Annotated in this window: 21 protein-coding genes and 1 riboswitch; of the genes, 11 read left to right on the top strand and 10 right to left on the bottom strand. The window is 61.3% G+C overall.

Annotated features, from left to right (window positions below):
* Window positions 1–159 precede the first annotated feature (159 nt).
* On the bottom strand, window positions 160–1,569 hold the full coding sequence (gene ahcY / locus ACODSJ_RS09405; RefSeq protein WP_489101461.1) for an adenosylhomocysteinase: 1,410 nt from the start codon (window positions 1,567–1,569) through the stop codon (window positions 160–162).
* Window positions 1,570–1,592: 23 nt separating this feature from the next.
* Window positions 1,593–1,699, bottom strand: a riboswitch (S-adenosyl-L-homocysteine riboswitch).
* 193 nt (window positions 1,700–1,892) lie between these two features.
* Here ahcY and ACODSJ_RS09400 point away from each other — a divergent pair.
* Window positions 1,893–2,294: an acyl-CoA thioesterase gene (locus ACODSJ_RS09400; RefSeq protein ID WP_489101460.1), complete on the top strand. Its 402-nt coding sequence runs from the start codon at window positions 1,893–1,895 to the stop codon at window positions 2,292–2,294.
* Window positions 2,295–2,304: 10 nt separating this feature from the next.
* Here the strand turns inward: ACODSJ_RS09400 and ACODSJ_RS09395 are convergent, their stop codons facing one another.
* Window positions 2,305–4,266, bottom strand: a complete 1,962-nt coding sequence (locus tag ACODSJ_RS09395; RefSeq protein ID WP_489101459.1) for a patatin-like phospholipase family protein — start codon at window positions 4,264–4,266, stop codon at window positions 2,305–2,307.
* A 255-nt stretch (window positions 4,267–4,521) separates the two neighbouring features.
* On the opposite strand from ACODSJ_RS09395, the gene ACODSJ_RS09390 reads away from it, so the two are divergent.
* Both ACODSJ_RS09390 and ACODSJ_RS09385 read left to right on the top strand, forming a co-directional pair.
* On the top strand, window positions 4,522–5,355 hold the full coding sequence (locus ACODSJ_RS09390; RefSeq protein WP_489101458.1) for an EamA family transporter: 834 nt from the start codon (window positions 4,522–4,524) through the stop codon (window positions 5,353–5,355).
* 51 nt (window positions 5,356–5,406) lie between these two features.
* Window positions 5,407–5,790 carry an MAPEG family protein gene (locus ACODSJ_RS09385; protein WP_489101457.1) on the top strand — a complete coding sequence of 128 codons (384 nt, stop codon included), beginning with the start codon at window positions 5,407–5,409 and terminating at the stop codon, window positions 5,788–5,790.
* Between the two features lie 66 nt (window positions 5,791–5,856).
* Here the strand turns inward: ACODSJ_RS09385 and mltA are convergent, their stop codons facing one another.
* On the bottom strand, window positions 5,857–7,044 hold the full coding sequence (gene mltA, locus ACODSJ_RS09380; RefSeq protein WP_489101456.1) for a murein transglycosylase A: 1,188 nt from the start codon (window positions 7,042–7,044) through the stop codon (window positions 5,857–5,859).
* A 125-nt stretch (window positions 7,045–7,169) separates the two neighbouring features.
* Between mltA and ACODSJ_RS09375 the strand changes: the two genes are divergently transcribed.
* Complete coding sequence (locus tag ACODSJ_RS09375; RefSeq protein WP_489101455.1) at window positions 7,170–7,619, top strand: c-type cytochrome; 450 nt, start codon at window positions 7,170–7,172, stop codon at window positions 7,617–7,619.
* 39 nt (window positions 7,620–7,658) lie between these two features.
* Here ACODSJ_RS09375 and ACODSJ_RS09370 read toward each other — a convergent pair whose 3' ends face one another.
* Window positions 7,659–8,054 carry a DUF1090 domain-containing protein gene (locus ACODSJ_RS09370; protein WP_489101454.1) on the bottom strand — a complete coding sequence of 132 codons (396 nt, stop codon included), beginning with the start codon at window positions 8,052–8,054 and terminating at the stop codon, window positions 7,659–7,661.
* Between the two features lie 92 nt (window positions 8,055–8,146).
* Entirely contained in the window at window positions 8,147–9,817 is a 1,671-nt protein-coding gene (ligB, locus tag ACODSJ_RS09365) for an NAD-dependent DNA ligase LigB (protein ID WP_489101453.1), read from the bottom strand.
* A 206-nt stretch (window positions 9,818–10,023) separates the two neighbouring features.
* Here ligB and ACODSJ_RS09360 point away from each other — a divergent pair, with 206 nt between their 5' ends.
* A complete protein-coding gene (locus tag ACODSJ_RS09360; protein ID WP_489101452.1) occupies window positions 10,024–10,644 on the top strand; it encodes a LysE family translocator in 621 nt (206 codons plus the stop codon).
* A gap of 198 nt (window positions 10,645–10,842) precedes the next feature.
* On the opposite strand, the gene metK is transcribed toward ACODSJ_RS09360, so the two are convergent.
* Both metK and ACODSJ_RS09350 read right to left on the bottom strand, forming a co-directional pair.
* Window positions 10,843–12,033 (bottom strand): methionine adenosyltransferase, encoded by a 1,191-nt coding sequence (gene metK, locus ACODSJ_RS09355; protein ID WP_489101451.1) that lies wholly within the window; start codon window positions 12,031–12,033, stop codon window positions 10,843–10,845.
* A 19-nt stretch (window positions 12,034–12,052) separates the two neighbouring features.
* Window positions 12,053–13,048, bottom strand: a complete 996-nt coding sequence (locus tag ACODSJ_RS09350; RefSeq protein ID WP_489101450.1) for an ArsR/SmtB family transcription factor — start codon at window positions 13,046–13,048, stop codon at window positions 12,053–12,055.
* A 270-nt stretch (window positions 13,049–13,318) separates the two neighbouring features.
* Between ACODSJ_RS09350 and tkt the strand changes: the two genes are divergently transcribed.
* From tkt to fba, 6 genes are all read left to right on the top strand, one after another.
* Window positions 13,319–15,316, top strand: a complete 1,998-nt coding sequence (gene tkt / locus ACODSJ_RS09345) for a transketolase (RefSeq protein ID WP_489101449.1) — start codon at window positions 13,319–13,321, stop codon at window positions 15,314–15,316.
* A gap of 168 nt (window positions 15,317–15,484) precedes the next feature.
* Window positions 15,485–16,555, top strand: a complete 1,071-nt coding sequence (gene epd, locus ACODSJ_RS09340) for an erythrose-4-phosphate dehydrogenase (RefSeq protein ID WP_489101448.1) — start codon at window positions 15,485–15,487, stop codon at window positions 16,553–16,555.
* 24 nt (window positions 16,556–16,579) lie between these two features.
* Window positions 16,580–17,743, top strand: coding sequence for a phosphoglycerate kinase (locus ACODSJ_RS09335; protein ID WP_489101447.1), 1,164 nt, complete (start codon window positions 16,580–16,582; stop codon window positions 17,741–17,743).
* Between the two features lie 31 nt (window positions 17,744–17,774).
* Complete coding sequence (locus tag ACODSJ_RS09330; RefSeq protein WP_489101446.1) at window positions 17,775–17,996, top strand: hypothetical protein; 222 nt, start codon at window positions 17,775–17,777, stop codon at window positions 17,994–17,996.
* A gap of 56 nt (window positions 17,997–18,052) precedes the next feature.
* Window positions 18,053–18,388, top strand: coding sequence for an MliC family protein (locus ACODSJ_RS09325; protein WP_489101445.1), 336 nt, complete (start codon window positions 18,053–18,055; stop codon window positions 18,386–18,388).
* A 259-nt stretch (window positions 18,389–18,647) separates the two neighbouring features.
* Complete coding sequence (gene fba / locus ACODSJ_RS09320) at window positions 18,648–19,712, top strand: class II fructose-bisphosphate aldolase (protein WP_003177554.1); 1,065 nt, start codon at window positions 18,648–18,650, stop codon at window positions 19,710–19,712.
* Between the two features lie 172 nt (window positions 19,713–19,884).
* Here fba and ACODSJ_RS09315 read toward each other — a convergent pair whose 3' ends face one another.
* The 3 genes from ACODSJ_RS09315 to ACODSJ_RS09305 form a co-directional block, all read right to left on the bottom strand.
* Window positions 19,885–20,199, bottom strand: a complete 315-nt coding sequence (locus tag ACODSJ_RS09315; RefSeq protein WP_489101444.1) for a type II toxin-antitoxin system RelE/ParE family toxin — start codon at window positions 20,197–20,199, stop codon at window positions 19,885–19,887.
* On the bottom strand, window positions 20,200–20,478 hold the full coding sequence (locus ACODSJ_RS09310) for a ribbon-helix-helix domain-containing protein (protein WP_489101443.1): 279 nt from the start codon (window positions 20,476–20,478) through the stop codon (window positions 20,200–20,202).
* A gap of 180 nt (window positions 20,479–20,658) precedes the next feature.
* Window positions 20,659–20,943 carry a fructose-bisphosphate aldolase gene (locus ACODSJ_RS09305; RefSeq protein ID WP_489101442.1) on the bottom strand — a complete coding sequence of 95 codons (285 nt, stop codon included), beginning with the start codon at window positions 20,941–20,943 and terminating at the stop codon, window positions 20,659–20,661.
* Window positions 20,944–21,359 lie beyond the last annotated feature (416 nt).

The following is a 21,359-nucleotide window of genomic DNA, read 5'->3' as shown; positions in this document are numbered from 1 at the left end:
GCCGGGAAGCCTTGCGCATCGTAATGTGGGAGCGGGCCCATGTGGGAGCGAGCCAGCTCGCGATTGGCATCACCTCGGTCTGACAGTCAGATCAAGGTGTCTGCATCGCGAGCAGGCTCGCTCCCACAAAACCCTCACCCACAGGGGAGGCTGGCTCTATCAGTAGCGGTAAGCGTGCGGCTTGAACGGGCCTTCGACGGTGACGCCGATGTAGTCAGCCTGTTGCTTGGTCAGCTGGGTGACCACGCCGCCGAAACCGCGGACCATTTCCAGGGCCACTTCTTCGTCGAGTTTCTTGGGCAGTACTTCCACGGTCAGGCGCTCGGCTTTCTGGGCCGGCGACAGGTCGGCGTATTTCTGGCCGAACAGGAAGATCTGGGCCAGGACCTGGTTGGCGAACGAGCCGTCCATGATGCGGCTTGGGTGGCCGGTGGCGTTGCCCAGGTTAACCAGGCGGCCTTCGGCCAGCAGGATCAGGTAGTCGTCGTTCTGAGGGTCGAAGCTGCCAGCACCGGTGCGGTGAACCTTGTGAACTTGCGGCTTGACCTCTTCCCAGGCCCAGTTCTTGCGCATGAAAGCAGTGTCGATTTCATTGTCGAAGTGACCGATGTTGCAGACCACGGCACGCTTTTTCAGCGCCTTGAGCATGTTGGCGTCGCAGACATTGACGTTGCCGGTGGTGGTCACGATCAGGTCGATCTTGCCCAGCAGCGCTTTGTCGATGCTCGCTTCGGTGCCGTTGTTGATCCCGTCGATGAACGGCGAAACCAGTTCGAAACCGTCCATGCAGGCTTGCATGGCGCAGATCGGGTCGACTTCGGAGACCTTGACGATCATGCCTTCCTGACGCAGGGATTGGGCCGAACCCTTGCCCACGTCACCGTAGCCGATCACCAGCGCCTGCTTGCCCGACAACAGGTGGTCGGTGCCGCGCTTGATCGCGTCGTTGAGGCTGTGACGGCAGCCGTACTTGTTGTCGTTCTTGCTCTTGGTCACCGAGTCGTTGACGTTGATGGCCGGGATCTTCAGTTCGCCCTTGGCCAGCATGTCCAGCAGGCGGTGCACGCCAGTGGTGGTCTCTTCGGTCACGCCGTGGACCTTGTCCAGTACCGCCGGGTATTTCTTGTGCAGCAGCTCGGTCAGGTCACCGCCGTCGTCGAGGATCATGTTGGTGTCCCATGGCTGGCCATCCTTGAGGATGGTTTGCTCCAGGCACCACTCGTACTCTTGCTCGGTCTCGCCTTTCCAGGCGAAGACAGGGATACCAGCAGCGGCGATGGCGGCGGCGGCCTGGTCCTGGGTCGAGAAGATGTTGCAGGACGACCAGCGTACTTCGGCGCCCAGGGCGACCAGGGTCTCGATCAGCACGGCGGTCTGGATGGTCATGTGGATGCAGCCGAGGATCTTCGCGCCCTTGAGCGGTTGTTCGCCAGCGTACTTGCGACGCAGGCCCATCAGGGCAGGCATTTCGGATTCGGCGATGATGATTTCGCGACGGCCCCAGGCAGCCAGGGACAGGTCGGCAACTTTGTAGTCGGTAAAATCTGCAGGCGTGATGACAGCGCTCATGAAGAGCCTCCATTCGTAATGTATGCGAATGGGCGCCGTTGTGCGTTTAGTGTCCGTGCGGGAAATCCCGTACAAACAACGCCCCATCCGAGCCTGACAGGTCGAGCCTGCTGCAGCGCCCCTCGGACAGGTGGCGGGAACGGTCCAAAGCGTGGACCGAAGTAAAACGGTGGCGATTATAGCGGGCTAATCGGATCTTCCAAAAGGGTTTGTTGTCGGCAAATCGAAATTGCCGATGACTGTTATCAGGGCCGCGACGTAGAGCCTGGCTGTCCAGTCTGCCATGATGAACGTATCGATCGGCCAGATGCTCAGGAGTGAACATGAATTTCCACACCCGCAAATGGGTCAAGCCCGAAGACCTCAACCCCAACGGCACGCTGTTCGGCGGCAGCCTGCTGCGCTGGATCGACGAGGAGGCGGCGATCTACGCCATTGTCCAACTCGGCAACCAGCGTGTGGTCACCAAGTACATCTCGGAAATCAACTTCGTCAGTGCCTCGCGCCAGGGCGACATCATCGAGCTGGGCATCACCGCCACCGAATTCGGTCGCACCTCCATCACCCTGACCTGCGAAGTGCGCAACAAAATCACCCGCAAGAGCATCCTCACCGTGGACAAGATGGTTTTCGTCAACCTCGGCGAAGACGGCCTGCCCGCGCCACACGGACGGACCGAGATCAAGTACGTCAAGGATCAGTTCAAGGATGACGTCGTCGAGTGAGATCGGCGTATCAGGCTTTCTGTTTTGGATACTGCATGGCGAGCAGACTGTTGCGGGTTGTTGACTCAGGATCAGGCAGCCCCGTGTAGCGCGACTTGTAGTTCGCGATGACCCGATCGAGTACATCGTTGAACGCCTTTGGGTTGCGTACTTCGTTCAGATCCCTGATGGCTCCGTTGATCAGCTTGATGTTCGATTCTGGTTGGCCGCCGCGAAACAGCGAGGGGTAGAGCACGTAGCGCAGGACGTTATCGGCGCGCGTGGCAAGGTCGCGCAGGTTCATTTCCTCGATGGCGTGGTGGATCACCTCGCAGACGCCGGTGGACACGCCTTCGTCCCAGCGGGCGGCTGCTTGCAGAAACTGCATGAAGTCCGGGTCATTGCCGTGATTGAGACATTTTGCCAACCATTGCAGTGTGACGGGCTGATCGGCCAGCTGATCGAGGGCCCAGATGGCCTCGCGCATGGGTGGGCTTGGCTCAAGCCGGGTGGATGTTTCGTTGACCTCCCGGATCGCTTGTTTCAGTTGCGCCAAGGCCTGTTGCGCCTGTTGCCTGAAGTCGATCACCTCGGCACAGGTTTCGTCGTGCTCCAGCGCTGGACCTAGCTGTGCGAGCGCTTCGTCGCTCAATGCCAGCAGAGCGTCTTCGATCGAGGCAAACCGGAAGGCTTGCGGCGTGGCGTTACGCTTGTCCAGATGGTTTTGGACAACCTCGCGCAGTTCTTCCTGGAGATGATTCTTGATGTCCCTGGACATGCTGAAGTTGACCGTCCCATTCAGCAGCCCACGAAAGTCGCCTTTAGCGGTTTTCAGCGGTACGGTGACGATCTGGTCGGCAAAGTGCTTCATTTTTTCGGCATTCAGCGCAGAAAGAGCCGTATGGGGTGCCTTGAGGAATCTGTCGGTCAGCGCCGACAGGCCCGTACCTCGCGGGCTTTGTCCGCCCGAGTCCTCAGCGTCGAACACCAGGATCAAATGCTCACCCTGCGGAATCGGACTCATGGAGGGGCGCGGGTTGTAGAGAGCCGTTATTGGCGTGTTGTTCAGGATGCCACCATCGGCAAATGCCGTGGTCTCAGTGCGGTGCTCGTCGTTCTGTTGGAAGGGCAGTTCCTGTTGGGTCGGTTTGCTGAAGACGACTGGCAGCGACGCGGAAATATGCGCCGCCACGGCAATGTCCATCTCCGGCGTCAGGTCTGCGCTGAAGACCACCAATTGCGAACCTTCCTCGAACATGGCGGTGCCGGTGATTTCCACGGTCTTGATCTGCGGGATCTCGGCGCTCAGGATGGCTAGGTCGCGAAACGTGACGCGCTGTGTCTCTTCCACGTGGGCAACCGTTAGTTGCGCCTTCTCGGAAAGAGCCTTCCTCTGTCCATTCTCGTAGAGATTCCTGTGTTCATTGCAACGTTCCAGAAGCGCCGCGCAGGATTCCTTGCGGATCAGATCCTCCAGCGGCATCCCCTTGGAACCCAGGCGCGGCAGCAGATCACACAGCAATTGCGCCAGCGGGATTTTTTTCAGCTTCTCGCCCAACTTCGACCATCCGTCCTGCCTGGATGAGGCGTCAGGCTCGGCGCTATTGAGCAGGGAAATGAGGGAGATGTCGTCAGAGATCCTGTCGAAACCCGCGTGATCCATGCCGCTGGCCAGTAACGCGGCGGATATGGCCCCTGCGGAGGAACCTGAAATCGTCCGGACCTGTTCCATGACGCCTGTGGCTTCGAGCGTATCGACGAACCCGGAATAGGCCACTCCCTTGGCGCCACCGCCACTCAGGATCAGATCTGTGATGGGGGGACGATTCAGACTGACTTTGACGCTGCCGTCCTCATATCGAATGATGGATATCGATCGGTCTGTCGCGTCGGCGATCAATCGGCGGCCCTCTTCAGGGCTCGTTGTTCTTGCGGTCTGGCCCATATGTTCAAAAGCGCGAAGAGGGAAGGTGTGCGACGAGATGGTTGGCATTCCGGTTCGTTCCGTGTACCCAGGAGTGAGGGACCGAACTGTAAGCAAGTTCTGTGGGCTTAAGGCGTTGTGACTCAATTGGACAAACATCCTCCGGCTGCAAGCAGCGCTCGGCGGACTTCCAGGAAAGCGCTCTGGAACGCGACTTTGGGAAGGCAGGTAAAACGGCCCACATGGATGGGAATAAAGTCTTGCTGAGCGCGTCGCCTATTCGCTGGCGGTGCGGGCAGTTTTCTCGACAATAGGGAGCTCGGAGTGCTGGCAACGGCCTTGGTACTGATCGCCGCCGTGCTGCATGCGGCATGGAATACGCTGATCAAGTTCAGCGGCGAGCGTTTGCTGGTGGTGGCGTGCATGGACAGCGTAGCCTTGCTCTTCGCCGCGTTGGCCCTGGGTTTCGTGGCGTTTCCACCGCCAGGGATCTGGCCGTGGATCGTGGCGTCGGCGGCGCTTGAGTTGTTGTACCGGTATCTGCTGATCCAGGCTTATCGGGTGGGCGACCTGGGCCTGGTCTATCCGCTGATGCGCGGCCTCTCTCCGCTGGTGGTGTTGGCGCTGACGTTTGTCTTTGCCGGCGAGGCGCTGACGACGCAGCAGGTCGTTGGGATCCTGCTGATCCCCTTCGGCATGCTTTGCCTGTTGTGGCGAGGCGGTGGTGGCGAGCGGTTGCCCTGGTCGATGTTGCCGGTGGTGGCGCTGATCGGGCTGTGCATCGGCGGCTACACCTTCATTGACGGTCATGCCCTGCGCCGCTGGCCCCATCCGCTGGATTACCTGGTCTGGGTCACGCTGCTCAGTGCCTGGCCGTTCCCGCTGCTGGCGCTGCTGGGCAAGCGGCCGGCGTTCATGTTGTTCTGGCGTGAGCAATGGTCGCTGGGATTTGCGGTCGGATTCTGTGTACTGCTGAGCTACGCTCTGGTGCTGTGGGCCATGCAGCTGGGTTCGATCGCCGAGGCGGCGGCGCTGCGCGAGATCAGTGTGATCCTGGTGGTGCTGTTCGGCATGCGCTACCTCAGAGAACCTTTCGGCTTGCCGCGGCTCTTAGCCTGCGGGCTGGTGCTGATTGGCATGCTGGTGATGAAGTTCTGACCGGCGCCCGGATTCTCGATTCCCCATGAAACTCAAAGAAGGAACTGCGTCATGACGGTTGCCCTGTGGTGTATTTTGATTGCCTTTTTGCTGCCTTATGCATGCATTGCAATCGCCAAGATCGGCGGGAGATTCAGGTTGCGCGACAACCACGACCCCCGCGATTTCCTCGAATCCCTCGACGGCGTTCCCCGGCGTGCCTATGCCGCACACCTGAACAGCTTTGAGATCTCGCCATTTTTCGCCGCCGCGGTGATCGTCGCGCACCTGGCCGGCAACGCCGAGCTGGTGACCATCAACGTGCTGGCGGTGTTGTTCATCACCAGTCGCCTGCTGTACATCATTTGCTACCTGGCGGATTGGGCGATCCTGCGTTCGCTGGTGTGGCTCGTGGGGCTGGGGTTGATCGCGAGTTTCTTCTTTGTTTCGATCTGAGCCTGGCTGTTGAGTTTTGGTGACTGTGCCGCCCTCATCGGGAGCAGGCACAGTCACCGCATTCCCTCAGGGATTGGCGGTAACGGCATTGCTCACCTGCGGCACTTGCGGCAACGCCATGCCCTTGGGCCAAAGCATCCAGATCTGTCCCTGTTGCTTCATGTCCCCGGCCAGTTGCCCGGCCACTTCACCCGTGCCCCAGAACAGGTCGGCCCGTACCTCGCCGGCGATGGCGCCGCCCGTGTCCTGGGCGGCAACGGGGCGATTCAAGGGGCTGCCATCGGGACGCGTGGTGGAGAGCCAGAGCAGGCTGCCCAGGGGGATCACCTTGCGATCCACCGCCACGCTGTAGCCGGCGGTCAGGGGCACGTTCAGCGAACCACGCGGGCCTTCATTGCTGTCGGGGTTGCGGTTGAAGAACACATAGCTGGGGTTGCTGCCAAGCAACTCGGGGATCCGATTCGGGTTGGCTTTGGCCCAGGCGCTGATGGCACCCATGGTTACGTCTTCTTTTTTCAGCTCGCCCTGTTCGACCAGCCAGCGCCCGATGGGACGGTAAGGGTGGCCGTTCTGATCGGCATAGCCGATGCGCAACTGCCGGCCGTCATCGAGTCGAATCCGGCCCGAACCCTGGATTTGCAGGAATTGCAGGTTCATCGGGTCCGTCAACCAGGCGATCACGGGCGCCTTCACCCCGTTGGTTTCGATGCTGGCAGCGTCGTCGTAGGGCTTGAGTACCCGACCTTCGAGACGACCGCGCAGGCGCTTGCCCTTGAGCTCGGGGTAGATGCTCTCCAGCGAGACGATGATCATGTCGTCCGGCACGCCATACACCGGAATGTTCGCGCGGCTGGTCTGGGTGAGGCTGCCGGGATAGACCGGCTCGTAGTAGCCGGTGATCAGGCCGTTGGGGCTGTTGTCCCCCGAGCGCAGGCCATAGACGTCCAGGTTCTGCTTCAGGAAATGGCGGATATCCGTCGGGTTCTGCGGCACGCTGGCTGCGGCCGCGCAGGTCGGGCCCCAGGTGGCGTCAGCCTTGAGCCGGACGCACGCGCTACGCCAAGAAGCGAAGCCGGCCAGCAAGTCTTCATCGGAAACCGATGGCAGGGCGTCCCATGGCGCGTTGACATAAGTGGCGACGGCGTGGGTTTCAGGCTTCTCGGTCTTGTCCCCCAGGTTGCAGCCGGCCAGCAGGGCAATCAGCGGTAGGGTCAATGCAAGGCCTGTGTACCAAGGCTTGGAGCGGCTGTTCATGAAAATTTCCTTCGCGATCATTCAAACGCAGTCAGGTGTTTGAACAATCCGTATTGTTGATAGGGCCATTGGTCTTTTCCGACGATCCGAGGATACTAACCGCCGTTTCCTGCCCCGAGGCCAAGATGTTTGTAAAACGACTTTCCATGGCAGTGCTGGCCTGCCTGATGCTTTCCGCCTGCGGCGGTGTCGATCCCAATTCTCCCTTGGGCCAGCGCAAGGCGATCTTCAAGCAGATGCTCAAGACCAACGAAGAGTTGGGCGGCATGCTGCGTGGCCGCGTTCCGTTCGACGGAACACGTTTCGCCGAAGGTGCGGTGCAACTGGACCAACTGTCCCATGAGCCGTGGAAGCATTTCCCGCAAGTGCGCGAAGAAAGCCACACCAGCGCCCGGGATGAAGTCTGGCAAAAACAGGCACGCTTCCAGGAGCTGGCTCGAAGCCTTGAGGCGGCCACTGGCGAGTTGGTGACCGTCAGCAAGGTCCAACCCTACCAGGCAAGCAACCTGGGGCCGGCGGTGCAGAAGGTCGAGGATGCCTGCAGTGCCTGTCATAAAGAGTTCCGGGACCATTGATCCAGAGCCACTGCACACGGCAAGTTTCGAGCTTGCCGCTTATTTGTCCAATTCCTCCACCGCTTCCTGCAATTCCTTGCGGGAAGCTGCCAGCTTGTCCTTGCGCTTGTTGATCCGCTCCGCATCGCCCTTCTTCATGGCTTTTTCCAGGTCGGCCTGACGCCGGCTGACTTCATGCTTGGCATCGAGCACCTTGTTTTCACGTTCCTTGCGCAAGGAGGCGTCGGTGCAATGGCTGGTGACGTCGTTCAGTGCGGTTTCAAGACCTGCCTGCTGGTCCGGGTTGCCACGGGACTTGGCCAGTTCGATCTGGTTGATGATGCCTTGGCGCTTGGCTGCGCAGCCGGTGAGCTCCGGCGCCTGCTCATCCGCCAGCAAAGGTGTGGCCATGACACTGCACAGGATCAGCAGGGCAGCGGGGGACAGGAAATTCATAGCAACTCCGTAAAATGACTCGCGAGCGGTCGGTGCAGATGCGCTGTTGGAACGCATGTTCGCCCCTTGGGTTCAACTGCGCGGGGCTTGCGTCAAAAACCATCGACCCCGGCGGCGCGTAACTGTTCACTCAAAGCCAGCACCTGCGGGTCGCGAAAGAACGCGCTCAATTGCGCGGCGCGTCCCGGTCCTATGCCGGCTTCGGCTTGCCACTGTTCGGTACTGCGCTCGGCCAGTACCTGCCAAGGCCCGTCCAGCCGGGCTTCACCCGTGGGTGGCAAGCCCAGGGCCTTGAGCCATTGCCGGAAAGGGCGTTGCCGGGCGCTGTGCAGACTGTCGAGCAGGCGGACGCTGCTGCGCTCGCCGAAGCCGGCAATGGTAGCAAGCTCGGCGGCATCGAGGGTCAACCAATCCAGCATTGTGTCGAGCCGCCCGGCGGCTAGAAGCTTCTGCCAGGTGCCCGGCCCCACATGGGGCAGGGCCAGCCCTTGCTTGCCGCTGAGCCAGGTCATTCGTGCCAGGAACTGGCTTTCGCAACCGGGTGTCGGTTGCCAGCAACTCAAGAAGTGGTAATCCGCCGTCGCCGGGGCGCTGACGTCCGGGCGCTCGGTGCTGCGCAGCACAACGGCGTCGAGGCGTGGAATGGTCAGTCCGGCCAGGCTGATGGCGACCTGGTCGCCGGGGCGGATGTCCAGGGTTGCCCAGCGTTCAAGGGAGCTGACGCTCACCCTGCGGATGCGTCGATCGTCGAGCATCGTGGGTTCCAGCTCCAGGATGGGCGTGATGCGTCCGGTTCGACCGACCTTGAAATGCACCTTGCGCACCTCGGCCAACGCCTGGGCATAGGGGTATTTCCAGGCCACGCTCCAGAAGGGCGCCCGGGCCTGCCAGCGAGCCGCAGGGGGGCGGCGACTCTGGCGCAGGACGATTCCGTCACTGGCGAATGGCAGCGGCGTTCGGTACCAATGGTCGCGCCAGTGCTGGGCATCGGCGAGGCTGTGGACTGGCTGGCTGAAGCTGCCGGGGGCGGCGAAGCCCAGGTCCGCCAGCTCGCGCTCTCGTTCGGGCAGGGTTTGTGGTCCTTCGGGCCAGTCCCAGACAAACAGGCCGATGTCGGCCGCCTCCTGCGCCGTCAGGTTCGAACGCGCCATCAGGCCGGCCACGGTGCCCCGGGCGTTAAGGCTGCCGCTGCTGGCCTGGACATGGGTGTTCAGCTGCCAGTACAGCTCGCCTTGGACCACCAGGTCCGAAGGCCGGCGCAGTTGCTGGGGGATGGCCTTGATTTTGCGCGCGTTCAAGGTCCAGTCGTGCCCATGAATGCCGTCGCCACGGCTGATCGCCTGATACAGGCGCCCCTCGCGATAGACCAGCGTCACCGCCACACCGTCGATTTTCGGCTGGACCCAGACATCTTTTCGCCCCTGCAGCCACGCCTGCACCGCGTCAACATCCTTGAGCTTGTCCAGCCCGGTTTGAGCAACAGGGTGTTGCACCTTGCCGCCGGCCGTGCGCAGGGGATCGTCTGGCGCTTCGAGGTTGAAGCAGCGGCGCCATTGGCCCAGTTGCGCGCGGGATTGGTCGTAAAGCGCGTCGGCCACCTCGGATTGGCCTAGACGATGATAGCTGTCGTCCCAGGCGTCGACTTGCTGTTGCAAGGCCGCGATTTCTGCCTGGGCACGCTCGGTGGGCCAGGAGGGGCAGGGCGCCGCACTGACGGTCGGTGCGATGAGAACAAGCGCGAGTACATACAAAAACGGTGACATCGAAGCATCCTTGCCAAGTTGAGTCCCTGAAGGCTAGTCACCGTTGCGCCAGTCGCGCGGCCTGGAGCGTTACCGGATTTTACGGGGCCTGATGGCAAAGTCGCGGCGGTACAGTCCGGTACGATTTAGCCGTGTAACTGTCCCTTGAACCGTGCCCTGGTCGGTGCAGAATGGGCCTCCGACCGTCCCGTACCAGGAGCCTGCGGATGGACCTGCCGACCCTTGCTGTTTTCATTCCGGCCTGCTTCGCGCTGAACATGGCGCCGGGGCCCAACAACCTGCTGTCCATCAGCAACGCCTCGCGCTACGGCTTCGTCCGGGCGTCCAGCGGCGGCGCCGGTCGGCTGCTGGCGTTTGCGATCATGATTGCCTTGGCCGCAGTGGGGCTCACTGCCGTGCTGCATACCTCGGAGTTGTTGTTCCTGGGGATCAAGCTGCTCGGTGCCGGTTACCTGTTCTATCTGGCCGTGCAACTGTGGCGCGCCCAGCCTGAGGTGGGTGACGAGGCTGCGGTCGCGTCGATGAGCCGCAGCAGTCTGGCGCGCCAGGAGTTCTGGGTGGCGATCGGGAATCCGAAGGCGATCCTGCTGTTTACGGCGTTCCTGCCGCAATTCGTCGACCGGACAGGCACCGTCGCACAGCAATTCGCGGTACTGGGCGGCTTGTTCCTGGCGCTGGAGTGCATCGCCATCGGGCTGTATTGCTACATGGGCATTTATGCGCGGCGGTTGTTCGCCCGGCCCAGTGGCAAGCGCCTGTTCAATCGCATGTGTGCAGGGCTGCTGGCCAGTGCGGCTTCGTTTTTGCTGGTGGCACGACGAGCTTAGATTCATTGCCCCCCCCTGGTTGGGGGAGCTTCTGTGGGAGCAAGGCTCGCCCGCGATAAAGTTGACGCGGACTCTCAAGGAACCGAGGCGCCTGCATCGCGAGCAAGCTTTGCTCCCACCCAGTCCATCACCACAATGGCGAGCATAAAAAAGCCCCTGGCGACCCAGTCGCCAGGGGCTTTTCTTTACACGCGGGTATTACAGGCCGGCAGCGGCGCGCAGGGCGTCGGCGCGGTCGGTTTTTTCCCAGGTGAAGGTGGTGAAGGTGTCGCCGGCGACCGTCTTGGTTTGTGGCGTACGACCGAAGTGACCATAGGCTGCGGTGTCCTGGTACATCGGGTGCAGCAGGTCGAGCATGGTGGTGATGGCGTAAGGACGCAGGTCGAACACTTCACGAACCAGGTTGATGATCTTGTCATCGCTGATCTTGCCAGTGCCGAAGGTGTTCAGCGAGATCGACGTAGGCTGGGCGACGCCGATGGCGTAGGAAACCTGGATCTCGCAACGCTCGGCCAGGCCAGCGGCAACGATGTTCTTGGCGACATAGCGACCGGCGTAGGCCGCCGAACGGTCAACCTTGGATGGGTCCTTGCCGGAGAACGCGCCGCCGCCGTGACGGGCCATGCCGCCGTAGCTGTCGACGATGATCTTGCGACCGGTCAGGCCGCAGTCGCCCACCGGGCCACCGATGATGAACTGGCCGGTCGGGTTGATGTGGAACTGGGTGTCCTTGGACAGCAGCTCGGCAGGCAACACGTGCTTGACGATCAGCTCCATCACGCCTTCGCGCAGGTCTTTGTAGGACACGTCGGGGTTGTGCTGGGTCGACAGGACGACGGCGTCGATGCCGACCACCTTGCCGCCTTCGTAACGGCACGTCACCTGGGACTTGGCGTCCGGGCGCAGCCAAGGCAGCAAGCCGGATTTGCGGGCTTCGGCCTGGCGTTGAACCAGTTGGTGGGAGAAGGTGATCGGTGCTGGCATCAGCACGTCGGTTTCGTTGCTGGCGTAGCCGAACATCAGGCCCTGGTCGCCTGCGCCCTGGTCTTCAGGCTTGGCACGATCGACGCCTTGGTTGATGTCGGGAGACTGCTTGCCGATGATGTTCATCACGCCGCAGGTCGCGCCGTCGAAACCAACGTCGGAGCTGTTGTAGCCAATGCCCAGGATCACGTCGCGGACGATCTGTTCCAGGTCGACCCAGGCCGAGGTGGTGACTTCGCCGGCGATGATCGCCACGCCCGTTTTCACCAGTGTCTCGCACGCCACGCGGGCGAACTTGTCTTCAGCAATGATGGCGTCCAGCACCGCATCAGAAATCTGGTCGGCGATTTTGTCCGGATGCCCTTCAGACACGGACTCGGAGGTGAAAAGGGAGTATTCGCTCATCTCGATGTTTTCCTGCAAGTTACCGTTGGTGAGTGTCGCCAGTCGGTCGCTGAAAATGGCGAACCTGGATCTGGAAACCATTGCGTAAGCCTAAATAGAGGCTTTCTCCGGGTGCGAGACCCGCAGCGGTGGCCCAACGGGCCAAGTCGTCCTGTTCAAAGCCCAGCCAGAGATCCCCGCAGGCTTCTCTGGCCCAGCTCTGGTTGTGGCTGCATAACTCCGTCACCAGCAGGCTGCCGCCCGGTTGCAACAGGCCGGCCATGTGTTTGAGTGCATCAGCCGGAGCGGCGAAATGATGAAGCACCATGTTCAATACCACGCAATCGGCCTGGTGATTCATGCCGTTCAAGGCATCGGCCAATTGCAGGCTGACGTTGGCCAGTGCTTCGCGTTCGCACACCTGGCGGGCCAGTTCGAGCATCGCCGGGCTGTTGTCCAAGGCCGTCACCTGGCTGAAGCGTCGTGCCAGTTCCGGCAGGAACGCGCCGTCGCCGGGGCCGACTTCGATGGCGGTGGCATCGGGTTCGAAGCCTAGCTTGTCCAGCAGCGCCACCACGCTTTCTCGGTACTGCGGCAGCCCTGCGATCAGGTCTTGCTGGGCGCGGAATTTCTCCGCCACCCGCGCGAAGAAGTCCTGGCTGGCGGCGGCTCGTTGCCGGTGCACCTGGGCGATACGTGCCTGTACGGCCGCCGGCAGGCTCAACTGATCGACTTCGTCCAGGAGCGCTGCGTGCAGCCGGCCGCCCGGAAGATCGGTATGGGGCAGGGCGCGGCGGTAGAAAATGGCATTGCCTTCCCGACGGGTCGCCACCAGGTCGGCCTGGGCCAGTACCTTGAGGTGGTGACTCATGCCGGACTGGCCGATATCGAAGATCTGCGCCAGTTCCAGTACGCCGAACGAATCATTGGCCAGGGCGCGCAGCACATTGAGCCGCAAAGGATCGCCGCCGGCCTTGCAAAGGGCCGCCAGGTCATCGCAATCGTCGTGACGCAGCGTGGGCGCAGGTAAGTTCATAGAGCGGCAGTCTAGTGAGGGGGGCGGAACACCGCAAGTTCAATATCAAAAAATTTTGATATTGATTGATGGGCGGCACTTTCCAGGCGTGTCGACATCACAAACCGCGGGCGGAAAGGTTTCATCGGGCGAAGGCGCCCTTGATCCACCGCAAAAAACCCTTCCGGATGATTATCTGTCATTGCCCCAGGCGGGTGGGTGAGGGAAAATGCACGCCTTTTTCAATTTCGTTTTATTCACTTTCGATTCAATACCCGCAGGAGATCAGCGATGCCCAGCCGTCGTGAGCGTGCCAATGCCATTCGTGCCCTCAGCATGGATGCCGTGCAGAAAGCCAACAGCGGCCATCCCGGTGCCCCTATGGGTATGGCGGATATTGCCGAGGTGCTTTGGCGCGATTACCTCAAGCACAGCCCGAGCAACCCGTCGTTCGCCGACCGTGACCGCTTCGTGCTGTCCAACGGCCATGGCTCGATGTTGATCTATTCGCTGCTGCACCTGACCGGCTATGACCTGTCGATCGATGACCTGAAGAACTTCCGCCAACTGCACAGTCGCACCCCGGGCCACCCGGAATACGGCTACACCCCAGGCGTGGAAACCACCACCGGCCCGCTGGGCCAAGGTCTGGCCAACGCCGTGGGCTTTGCCCTGGCGGAAAAAGTGCTGGCGGCGCAGTTCAACCGTCCGGGCCACAACGTCGTGGATCACCACACCTACGTGTTCCTGGGTGATGGCTGCATGATGGAAGGCATTTCCCATGAAGTCGCGTCCCTGGCCGGCACCCTGGGCTTGGACAAGCTGGTCGCTTTCTACGATGACAACGGCATCTCCATCGACGGCGAAGTCGAAGGCTGGTTCACCGATGACACGCCCAAGCGCTTCGAAGCCTACAACTGGCTGGTGATTCGCAACGTCGACGGCCACGATCCGGAAGAAATCAAGACCGCCATCGAGACCGCCCGCAAGAGCACCCAGCCGACCCTGATCTGCTGCAAGACCACCATCGGTTTCGGCTCGCCGAACAAGCAAGGCAAGGAAGACTGCCACGGTGCGCCATTGGGTGCCGAGGAAATCGCCCTGACTCGCGCCGCGCTGAAGTGGGAGCATGGTCCGTTCGAAATCCCGGCCAACATTTATGCCGAGTGGGATGCCAAGGAAAAAGGTCGTGCGCTTGAAGCCGACTGGGACCAGCGTTTCGCCGCTTACTCCGCCGAATTCCCTGAGCTGGCCAACGAACTGGTGCGTCGCCTGAGCGGCGAACTGCCGGCCGATTTCGCCGAAAAAGCCTCGGCCTACATCGCCGAAGTCGCGGCCAAGGGCGAAACCATCGCCAGCCGCAAGGCCAGCCAGAACACCCTGAACGCCTTCGGTCCGCTGCTGCCGGAACTGCTGGGCGGTTCGGCCGACCTGGCCGGTTCCAACCTGACCCTGTGGAAAGGTTGCAAGGGTGTGAGCGCCGAAGATGCCAGCGGCAACTACATGTACTACGGCGTTCGCGAGTTCGGCATGAGCGCGATCATGAACGGCGTGGCCCTGCACGGCGGCCTGGTGCCTTACGGCGCGACCTTCCTGATGTTCATGGAGTACGCCCGCAACGCAGTGCGCATGTCGGCGCTGATGAAAAAACGCGTGCTGTATGTGTTCACCCACGACTCCATCGGCCTGGGCGAAGACGGCCCGACTCACCAGCCGATCGAGCAACTGGCGAGCCTGCGCTGCACGCCGAACCTGGACACCTGGCGCCCATGCGACGCCGTGGAATCGGCCGTGGCCTGGAAATTCGCCATCGAGCGTAACGACGGTCCTTCGGCGCTGATCTTCTCCCGCCAGAACCTGCCGCATCAGGCCCGTGACGCCGGCCAGATCGACGACATCGCCCGCGGTGGCTATGTGCTCAAGGATTGCGTCGGCGAGCCTGAGCTGATCCTGATCGCCACCGGTTCCGAAGTCGGCCTGGCCGTGCAGGCCTACGACAAGCTGACCGAGCAGGGCCACAACGTGCGTGTCGTGTCCATGCCGTGCATCAGCGTGTTCGATGCCCAGGACGCCGGCTACAAGCAGTCGGTATTGCCGCTGCAAGTCAGCGCCCGGATCGCCATCGAGGCTGCCCATGCCGACTACTGGTACAAGTACGTGGGCCTGGAAGGCCGCGTGATCGGCATGACCACCTACGGCGAATCGGCACCTGCCGCCGCCCTGTTCGAAGAGTTCGGCTTCACCCTGGAAAACATCCTGGGGCAGGCTGAAGAACTGCTGGAAGACTGATTCAGGGAATGTATTGCCTGTTCTGACGCTATCGCGGGCAAGCCTTGCTCCCACAGGATGTGCACGCCCCCACAGGGAAATGCCAACCTGTGGGAGCAAGGCTTGCCCGCGATGACAATGGAATGTTCAGCGCCATCTTCATGGAATCAACCAGGTCAGAGACCCACCATGCCCCAACCGCGTCCCTACAAAGTTGCACTCAACGGCTACGGCCGGATTGGTCGTTGCGTCTTGCGTGCGTTGTTCGAGCGAGGGGCACGGGCCGGTTTCGAAATCGTGGCCATCAACGATCTGGCCGACATGGCCAGTGTCGAATACCTGACACGCTTTGACTCCACCCACGGCCGGTTTCCCGGCGAAGTGCGGGTCGAGGGCGATTGTCTGCATATCAATGGCGACTGCGTGAAGGTCCTGCGCAGTGCCACCCCCGAAGGCATCGATTGGGCGTCCCTGGGCGTCGACCTGGTGCTTGAATGTTCCGGTGCCTACCACACCCGTGAAGACGGCCAGCGTTTCCTCGCCGCCGGCGCGCCGCGGGTGCTGTTTTCCCAGCCGATGGCCAGTGAAGCGGATGTGGACGCCACCATCGTCTACGGCGTGAACCAGGATTGCCTGACCGGCGAAGAGCTGCTGGTGTCCAACGCGTCGTGCACCACCAACTGCGGCGTGCCGCTGTTGCGCCTGCTGGACCAGGCCGTCGGCCTGGAGTACGTGTCGATCACCACGATCCACTCGGCGATGAACGATCAGCCGGTGATCGACGCCTACCACCATGAAGACTTGCGCCGCACCCGTTCGGCGTTCCAGTCGGTGATTCCGGTGTCCACTGGTCTGGCGCGCGGTATTGAACGGCTGCTACCGGAACTTGCCGGGAGAATTCAGGCCAAAGCCGTGCGGGTGCCGACGGTCAACGTGTCCTGCCTCGATATAACGATGCAGACCGTGAGCGATACCGACGCCGCCGAGATCAACCGGATCCTGCGCGAAGCCGCCACCAGCGGCCCGCTCAAAGGCCTCTTGGCCTACACCGAGTTGCCTCATGCCAGTTGTGATTTTAACCATGACCCGCATTCGGCCATTGTCGATGCCAGCCAGACCCGTGTTTCCGGGCCGCGGCTTGTGAACATCCTGGCCTGGTTCGACAACGAATGGGGTTTTGCCAACCGAATGCTGGACGTTGCTGAGCATTACCTGCAAACAGCGACGTCGCTTTCCATTTCCAAAAAGCCTGCTCTCTAAACCGTTACTCAGGAATTGCGACCCATGACCGTGTTGAAGATGTCCGACCTCGATCTGCAAGGTAAGCGCGTACTGATTCGCGAAGACCTCAACGTCCCCGTCAAGGACGGTGTTGTCACCAGCGACGCGCGTATCCTGGCTTCGCTGCCGACCATCAAGCTGGCCCTGGAAAAAGGCGCGGCCGTGATGGTCTGCTCCCACCTGGGTCGTCCGACCGAAGGCGAGTTCTCGGCCGAAAACAGCCTCAAGCCCGTGGCCGACTACCTGAGCCGTGCCCTGGGTCGTGAAGTGCCGCTGGTGGCTGACTACCTGGGCGGCGTCGATGTGAAGGCCGGCGACGTCGTGCTGTTCGAAAACGTGCGCTTCAACAAGGGCGAGAAAAAGAACGCCGACGAGTTGGCGCAGCAATACGCCGCCTTGTGCGATGTGTTCGTGATGGACGCTTTCGGTACCGCGCACCGCGCCGAAGGTTCGACCCATGGCGTGGCCAAGTTCGCCAAGATCGCCGCTGCTGGCCCGTTGCTGGCTGCCGAGCTGGACGCACTGGGCAAGGCCCTGGGTGCCCCGGCCAAGCCGATGGCCGCCATCGTCGCGGGCTCCAAGGTGTCCACCAAGCTGGACGTGTTGAACAGCCTGAGCCAGATCTGCGACCAGTTGATCGTCGGCGGCGGCATCGCCAACACCTTCCTGGCCGCTGCCGGCCATCCAGTCGGCAAGTCCCTGTACGAGCCGGACCTGTTGGGCACCGCCCGGGAAATCGCCGCCAAGGTCAGCGTGCCGTTGCCGGTTGATGTCGTGGTCGCCAAGGAATTTGCCCAAAGCGCCGTGGCCACCGTCAAGCTGATCGCTGACGTGGCCGAAGACGACATGATCCTCGACATCGGCCCGCAAACCGCGGCCAACTTTGCCGAACTGCTGAAGTCCTCCCAGACGATCCTGTGGAACGGCCCGGTGGGTGTGTTCGAGTTCGACCAGTTCGGCAACGGCACCAAGGTGCTGGCCCAGGCGATCGCCCAGAGTGCGGCCTTCTCCATCGCCGGCGGTGGCGACACCCTGGCGGCCATCGACAAATATGGCGTGGCCGAGCAGATCTCCTACATTTCTACCGGTGGCGGCGCGTTCCTCGAATTCGTCGAAGGCAAAGTGCTGCCTGCCGTGGAAGTCCTGGAAAGCCGGGCCAAGGCCTGAGACTGCGTTGACCGGGCAAAGGAGTGTTCTGATGGTCAAGACGTTCGCGCTTTTGTTGTTGACCGGCTGCCTGGCGGCTTGCGGGAGTACCCCGAAAACTGCGCAGGAGTCGGCGCCCAGTGAGCCGCAGGCAGGTTGCTACCAGGCGGACTGGCAGGCCGAAACCAACCCGGTGCTCAACAAGCGCTCCGGACCGGACGGCCTGGACAAATACGAGACGCAAACCCCGGACAAGGAACATGGATGCCCTTGACGGGTCTGACTCTTAACTCAGGGCTGGCAGCGTGTGCCGTCAGCCGAGGAATGTGGATGAAAGGCTTTATCGCCGTTGCGTTGCTGGCGTTGCTGGCAGGGTGTGCGCAGTTTGACCTGTTGCGTTCTTCCGAACCTGCCGCGCAAGGCTGGACAACCTGGACTTGCGACAGCGAGGCCAAAGTGCTGTGGCGCTACAGCGATGCGGCTCGCAAGGCTGTCGACGTGCGCCTGGGCGGTGCTGACCAGGTTTACCACCTGAAACAGGAGCCAGGCGCGTCGGGTTCGTTGTACGGCGATGACATGCTGGCGTTTCACGTCAACGGTGAGGAAGGCCTGGTGTACTGGGTCGCCACCAATGATTTGATTGGGCGTGGCTGCAAGGCTGAATGACTCACTGAGATCCAATGTGGGAGCGAGCCTGCTCCGGGCGGCGATCCGACGATGGCGGTGTCTCAGGCGGCAGAGATGTTGACTGTAAGACCCTCATCGCGAGCAGGCTCGCTCCCACAGGGTTTCGTATGGGTAGCGAGATTTTGTTTCATTGAACACGCAGGCCGGGGCCGACCCCCGATCCGCAATGACTTGAATAGCCGCCGCCGCTCCGGCAGGCTGGCACGATTAACGACCCTCGACCGGGAGAGATACACCCATGGCACTTATCAGCATGCGTCAGATGCTGGACCACGCAGCCGAGTTCGGCTACGGCGTCCCAGCCTTTAACGTCAACAACCTTGAGCAGATGCGCGCCATCATGGAAGCCGCTGACAAGACTGACTCTCCGGTGATCGTCCAGGCTTCGGCCGGTGCCCGCAAATACGCTGGCGCGCCGTTCCTGCGTCACCTGATCCTGGCTGCGATTGAAGAATTCCCGCACATCCCTGTGTGCATGCACCAGGACCACGGCACCAGCCCGGACGTCTGCCAGCGTTCCATCCAGCTGGGCTTCAGCTCGGTGATGATGGACGGCTCCCTGGGCGAAGACGGCAAGACCCCGACCGACTACGAGTACAACGTGCGCGTTACTCAGCAGACCGTCGCCATGGCCCACGCCTGCGGTGTGTCGGTAGAGGGTGAGCTGGGTTGCCTGGGTTCGCTGGAAACCGGCATGGCCGGTGAAGAAGACGGCATCGGCGCCGAAGGTGTGCTGGATCACAGCCAGATGCTGACCGACCCGGAAGAAGCCGCCGACTTCGTCAAGAAGACCCAGGTCGACGCCCTGGCCATCGCCATCGGCACCAGCCACGGCGCCTACAAGTTCACCAAGCCGCCTACCGGCGACGTGCTGGCGATCGACCGCATCAAGGAAATCCACAAGCGCATCCCCAACACCCACCTGGTGATGCACGGTTCTTCCTCGGTACCGCAGGAGTGGCTGGCGATCATCAACCAGTACGGCGGCGACATCAAGGAAACCTACGGCGTGCCGGTTGAAGAAATCGTCGAAGGCATCAAGTACGGCGTGCGCAAGGTCAACATCGACACCGACCTGCGCCTGGCGTCCACCGGTGCCATGCGTCGCCTGATGGCGACCAACCCGAGCGAGTTCGACCCGCGTAAATTCTTTGGCGCGACCGTGACGGCCATGCGTGACGTGTGTATTGCGCGTTATGAGGCGTTCGGCACTGCCGGCAATGCTTCGAAGATCAAGCCGATCTCCCTGGAAGCTATGTACCAGCGTTACCTGAAAGGTGAGTTGAACGCCAAGGTTAACTAAACCTCAAGCGTCATAAAAAAACCCGCAGTGATGCGGGTTTTTTTATGCATGGGAATTGTGTACATATCCCGTTTCTTCGGTAACGGCTGCTTAGGGTTCCGCTCTTACGGCGGCGGAAGAGTCGGAATGCCGGCCCAGGCAAACGTGCGCCTCTTGTGGAAGCGAGCTCGCGTCACTCTTCCAGTTCGCTCTGCAAAGAGACCTCAAAGTCTTGTCCGCCGTAAAAAACACCCAAAATGGAAACCTGCTCGGCTTCAACGGCAAAGGCGATCACGGTCCGTTTACGGTAGTTTGTGATGCGCAAACCCGGGCGTATATCGTCCCTTTGGTTCCCTCTGTGCGGGAACGTCTGTAGCTCTTCACAGTAGGTCACGATGGCGTCGGTATACCGATGGGCAATTTCCGGCGAAGTCTCTGTGGCAATGTAGCGATAGAGCGCAGCTAACTGCTCAAGGGCTTGCGGTGCAAACTCGACGGTATAGGCCATTTACGATTTTACAGTGGCGTTCTGGTGCTCAGCCGCCAATCGGGCGCGCACTTCATCAATGTTAAGTGCGCGCGAGGGGTCGGCTTTCAAAGCGTCGTAAGCCGGGGCTACTTGGCCTACGAGCCAGTTTTCCAAAGCACGATCACGAGCCAGCAGTGCCCGGAGGCCATCACGAATGACCTCACTTTCAGTGGCGTACTCACCGGCAGCGACCTTGGCTTTTACTACGTCAGCCATCTGGTTGGGCAGCGTGATGCTGAACTGTTGAGTGCTACGCATGATAGGCCTCCTGAATGCGATGGGATTCAATCCTACTCTGCTCAAAAGAATATGCACATGACCTCCTGTCATCCTCGATGACTTTGCAGAGGGATTAGAGGAGCTTGCCCGCGCTGTGTCAGTGGACATCCATGCTGATGGTCCGCCGCATCGTGAGCAAGCTCGCTCCCACAGGGATTTTTATTGGTCGTCGAGACCGCGCTGTTCGATGACTCCGAACACGTCAGTCACGTCCTGGACCAGGATGCGGGCAACATTGGTGAGGGTATTGAAATCGCTGGCAGCCGAGTCGCGCAGGGAAGCACAGGCCATGAGCGTCAAATAATCGAGCGTGGCGTGCAGGCGTTCGCTGGCGCAGGCGTGGAGTTCGGTCAGTGGGACCGTGCGGTCGATGAACAGAACGGGATGGGTGGTGGCGATTGCAGTGAGCGGGGTGAAACGGCTAAGCAATTGTTCGGCTTTCATAAACAACCTCTAACTCAAGAAAGGTATTTGCCACCGTTTGCTGCGAAACAAATGAGGTGGCAGCCATGTGCGGGTTCGCAGACCGAGGAGTTAGCACCCGGCAGACCCGAAGATCTCCCACACACAGCCGCCATAGAAAACCGAACGCAGGCAGGATATGCCCATGCTGATTTTTGACGGTCGTGATTCTAACTCACCAGGGCTGCGAAACCCTCGCCACTGACCAAAGCCAGCAGACGAACCGAACTATAGAGCAGATTTCCAAGGCCAAAACCGACCTGTAGGACGCCCACAGCCCCTGTGGCGAGGGAGCTTGCTCCCGCTCGGTGGCGCAGCCGCCGTAAACCGGCGCATGCGCAAGGGCTGACGAAAAGAGGGGGCTGCTTCGCAGCCCAGCGGGGATGAATCCCCTCGCC

It is taken from the genome of Pseudomonas sp. FG6 (assembly GCF_057809015.1).
This window is presented reverse-complemented; position numbering and strand designations above follow the sequence as displayed.